The 4,296-nt window shown below is 60.8% G+C and carries 1 protein-coding gene and 1 pseudogene; both read left to right on the top strand.

Features of this window, described 5'->3' with window-relative positions; genetic code table 11:
• Positions 1–1,097: 1,097 nt before the first annotated feature.
• Positions 1,098–1,409: pseudogene (locus ACF08N_RS37815) on the top strand (transglycosylase SLT domain-containing protein); the annotation flags it as partial.
• 1,013 nt (positions 1,410–2,422) lie between these two features.
• Positions 2,423–4,296: AAA family ATPase (locus ACF08N_RS37820; protein ID WP_392329237.1), on the top strand; the 1,874-nt coding region annotated here is incomplete at its 3' end.

A 4,296-nucleotide genomic window follows, 5' to 3' on the forward strand; every position in this document is an offset into this window, starting at 1 on the left:
TCGTACGGGACGTCGAGCATGGAAGGGATACGGAACCAACAGGGCCCCTCGGTCGCCGGTGTGATGAGTGAGATCACCACGCCAACGACGAGGGGTCCCGTCCTGTCACGCCCTTGCCCACCAGGTCATTTCCCACCGCGGGGCAGGATGAAAGAGGTTCAGGGAGCTCCGTCACGCATCAGTCCACCAGCAATGTGTGAGACGCACTCTCAAAGTTGCTGAATGTGTTCGAGCTGTTCGGCCAGGGGCCAACCTCTTCAACAACGACTCTGGCCTGCTGCATCTGAGGCGGGCAGGGAATTCGCGGTGCGGTGTTCTGCACGGTGACCCCGGCCGGTTGGATGTGACGCACCCCTGGGACCGATGGCACGAAGTCTTCCACAATGATCCCTGCCTCCTGGATGCAGGAACTTGTGTCCCCTGGTGATTTCATGCTCAACTCCGGGGACAGTAGGGCAAGAGTAATAGCCGAAGCCGCAACAGTGTAAAGTGCCCAGCACTTTAAGGTATGCATGTGCTTCTCTCTGTACTGTTCCCAATCAATGGCACGGCTGACAGTAGGGGCGCCAACCCGAGGGCAAATGAGTATTCGCTGCTCAATCCTCGCCGCGTGGACGGCATACAATTCAAGATCACGAACCTTGGCGGCAAAGTTGTGGTCGACAGATTTGCAAGTGATCTCCGCAGTGCCGCCCTGTATGCGGCGATATCTACGGGTACCCATACATGAAAGCTTCCCGACTCAATGATCTAAGTTTAAGGCCGGTAATGGGGGAGTCACAGTGGCCTGTGGGCGCCGTCCGAGCTATCGGTGACAGATGCACTGCCAGGTAGGCGACTTGTGAAGATGCCATGTGGTGGTAGCACGGATACGAGTAGCGTCTACTCATCTCCCTCGACCCGCTTTCCTTGTTCACTCATCGGCAATAGATGCAAACAGGGAGGCATGTGCGATGGTTTCCAAACTGATCAAGTGTCATATGTCGGTGAGGGCTCGCCGAGGTCTAGCCGCTGCTCTTACGGTCGGCCTACTGGCTGTGCCTGGGGCTCTCGCAACTGCAAGTCCAGCCAGCGCATACGAAAGTAGCTCGAGCCAGCTCGACCGGTGGATCAATGATGCGCTTGCGGTGATGAGGGCGAACGACATTCCAGGCAGTTATCAGGGAATTTATCGGAATCTTATGCGGGAATCGAGCGGGAGGCAGTACGCGATCAACCTATGGGACTCGAACGCGAAGGCTGGTATCCCCTCGAAGGGCTTGATGCAAGTGATTGATCCAACATTCAGGGCGTATCACGTTAACGGAACCTCATGGGATATATACGATCCGGTGGCAAACATTGCGGCTGCTTGTAACTATGCTGCTCACCGTTACGGCTCGATCGATAACGTATATTCGGCCTATTAGTGATTACTCGGCTGGCGTCACTGGGCCGATGGCTCACAGGACAACTTGCGCCGTCTGGGCAGAATCTGCACCGACCTGGTGATATTTACGTGCCTCATCGCGTCCAGCGCCAAGTTCATAGGACAGCCCATGAGTCTACTATGCGGCTAGCGCGCCCCGGACGGTCCCTAATGTGAGTGCGCCGATGTCTGTGGCGGGTCCGGCTCGTCATCCCCTAATTTCTGCAGCAGCCTGCAGTCCCGGCCAACTGCGTCTGCCGAGCCTTGCCCTTGCGCCGCCGGACGGCCCTGCGGCGCAAGGGTAGCCTGACCCTGTGGAGAGTTCGGGCTGTCAGTTCAGTTGAGCGGAAGGCGACAGTGATATTAGAACTGGACTGCTATTCCTTCTCGGGAGTGGATGCTGGTTAGGAGATGCGTATGTTGCGCTGGCTGCCCCAGGGGCATGCTCACGTCAGATCCCGGCGCCAGAATGAGCAGCCAGTACTCACTCGCGGGCACTCGCTCGCATCCTAGCTTCGCCAAAACGGGCCTGACTTTAGGAGTTCTGTGCTGGTCAATCTCTTTCGGTCAGGAATGCATGAAGATTCCGGGTGCAAGGCGGTTGTGCATGCACGGAACGAGGTGGTGCCGAGGTTGGTCTGTATCGAGGATTACTCTCTTTGGACGGAGCCGCCTGGCTGTCCGTAGGCCGTGGCTGCAGTCCTCTGACCGGGAGACTGTGAAGGGCATGGTGTCCGGGAGCCGTTGCCGGGTCTTTTGCGGTCGCACGTATCGCCCTGCCGAAGTCAGGCTGCCTTGGTGAGAGCGTCTGATGATCGTCAAGAGCTCTTGCTTCGAACGTGAGTCCGTTCGCGTGTCCCGTTTGTTGGAGCACCAAAGGATCCTTTCTGAGGTGCGAGCGCAGAAAATCACAGATGATCGAGTTGCTCTATAGTTGAGTGGCGGATACTGTGCGGCGTGACTTCTGTCACACCGGTTTCGGTCCGCTCCGGGGAGGTGTCCATGGCGGGACTGATGAGCATTGGGGGCCGGTGGCCGCTGGTGGGGCGTGATCAGCTCTTGGCGGAGTTCAGGCGGTTGCTTGCTGATGTACGGTGCAGCGGGTTCATGGTATGTGGGACGGCTGGGGTGGGTAAGTCACGGCTGGCTGCTGAGTGCGCTGAGGTCGCGGGTGCTGCGGGGTGGCAGGTGGGCCGGGCGGTGGCTACGGAAGCCGCCCGGAATGTGCCGCTGGGTGCGATCGCGCATCTGCTGCCGGCCGGTGTGGATTTCACTGATCCTGGATCCGGGTTTGCCGCGGTGGCGAGCCGGATGAAGGCTGCGGGCGGCGGGCGGCTTGTGATGCTGGTCGACGACGTTCCGCTGCTGGACGCCACTTCGGCTCTGCTGCTGCGCGAGCTCATCGACACGAAGACCATTTTTCTGCTTGGCACAGTACGGCGCGGACAGAAACAGAGTGAAACTGTCGAAGATCTGATAAATCACGACTCTGTGAACCGGGCTGAACTGGGTGAGCTCACTAAAGATCAGGTCTCTGATCTGCTCCAGCGGACGCTGGGCGGATCAGTGGGCCGCCAGACGACACACGAGTTCTTCGCGGGGAGCGGTGGGAATCCGTTGTTCCTGCGGGAGCTGGTTCTGGGGGCGTTGGCTGCTGGTGATCTGGAGAGCGATGGTGAGGTGTGGGATCTTGCGCGTGGTGAGCTGTTCGGGCGCAGTTCGGTGGGGACCCAGCATCTGTCCGAGTTGATCACCGCCAGGCTGACTGCTGCGGAGCCTGAGGGCAAGGCGCTGCTGGAGGCGCTTGCTGTCTGTGGGGAGCTCTCGCTGAATGGTGCGGAGGCCGTTGCCCCGCTTGGTGTGCTGGATTCCCTCGAGGACGCCGGCCTGGTGCGGCGGGCCACAGACCGCCGCCGCACGAGTGTGATGCTCGCGCATCCTTTGTACAGCGAGATCCTGCGTGCGCGGGTTCCCTACCTGCGGCGACGGGAGATCCTGCTGAGGCAGGCCGATCTTGTGGAGAGCCGTGGGTCCCGGCGGCACGGGGATGCGCTGCGGACGGCGTCGTGGCGTCTTGCCGGCGGCGGGAACGCCGACCCCGAGCTGCTGATCCGCGCAGCAGCCCTCGCGAAGCACGCACACGACTACGGTCAGGTCGCCTATGTGCTCGAGGCCCTGCCAGACAATGCCCACACACTGGCGACGCGCCTCATGCTCGGTGAGGCATTGCGGGAGATCGGGCGCAGCGCCGACGCAGAAACGGTCCTCCTCGAGGCTGATGGTGCCGCCAGAGATGAGCGGGAAAAGATAGCAATCACCGCCGCACGCAGCCTCAACATGTTCATGGCCGGCGCCCGCACCGACAAAGCGCTTGCCTTGATCGACGAGGCGGAGGGGGCCCTCAAAAGCCCAGCTCATCAAAGAGCTTTGAGGATCAACAAGGGGGCGATTCTTGCGATCTCGGGGCGCCTGTCCGAAGCCCACCACCTCCTGGAGGAACTGGAGGAAGACGTCAGCCAAGCAGCGCACCCAGTGGTCTGGCTGCTCGGCTTGAGCACGACAGGCGGCGCGCTTGCCATGAGCGGGCGACTTGGCATGGCGAAGGAAGTCGCGCAAAAATCATATGAAGCGCACGTCAAGATCAACAGAAGCACTCACCCCGCACTGACCCGTATCCCACTGATGGTTGCGTTGTCGGAGAATGGTGAGATTGCGGAGGCGCGCAGGGTTGGGGAGCAGGCATTCAGTGATCTGGTGGCCAACCGGGTTTCGCTGCCGCGGGTGTGGATTGCGTATCACATGGGCCGGGTGGAGTGGCTGGCGGGCGATGCCGCTGCCGCTCGCCGCTGGTACGCGGAGTCCGTCGCGCTCGCCCGCAGTCAGAACCA

Origin of the sequence: Streptomyces sp. NPDC015127 (assembly GCF_043080095.1) — a bacterium.
GTDB lineage: Bacteria > Actinomycetota > Actinomycetes > Streptomycetales > Streptomycetaceae > Streptomyces.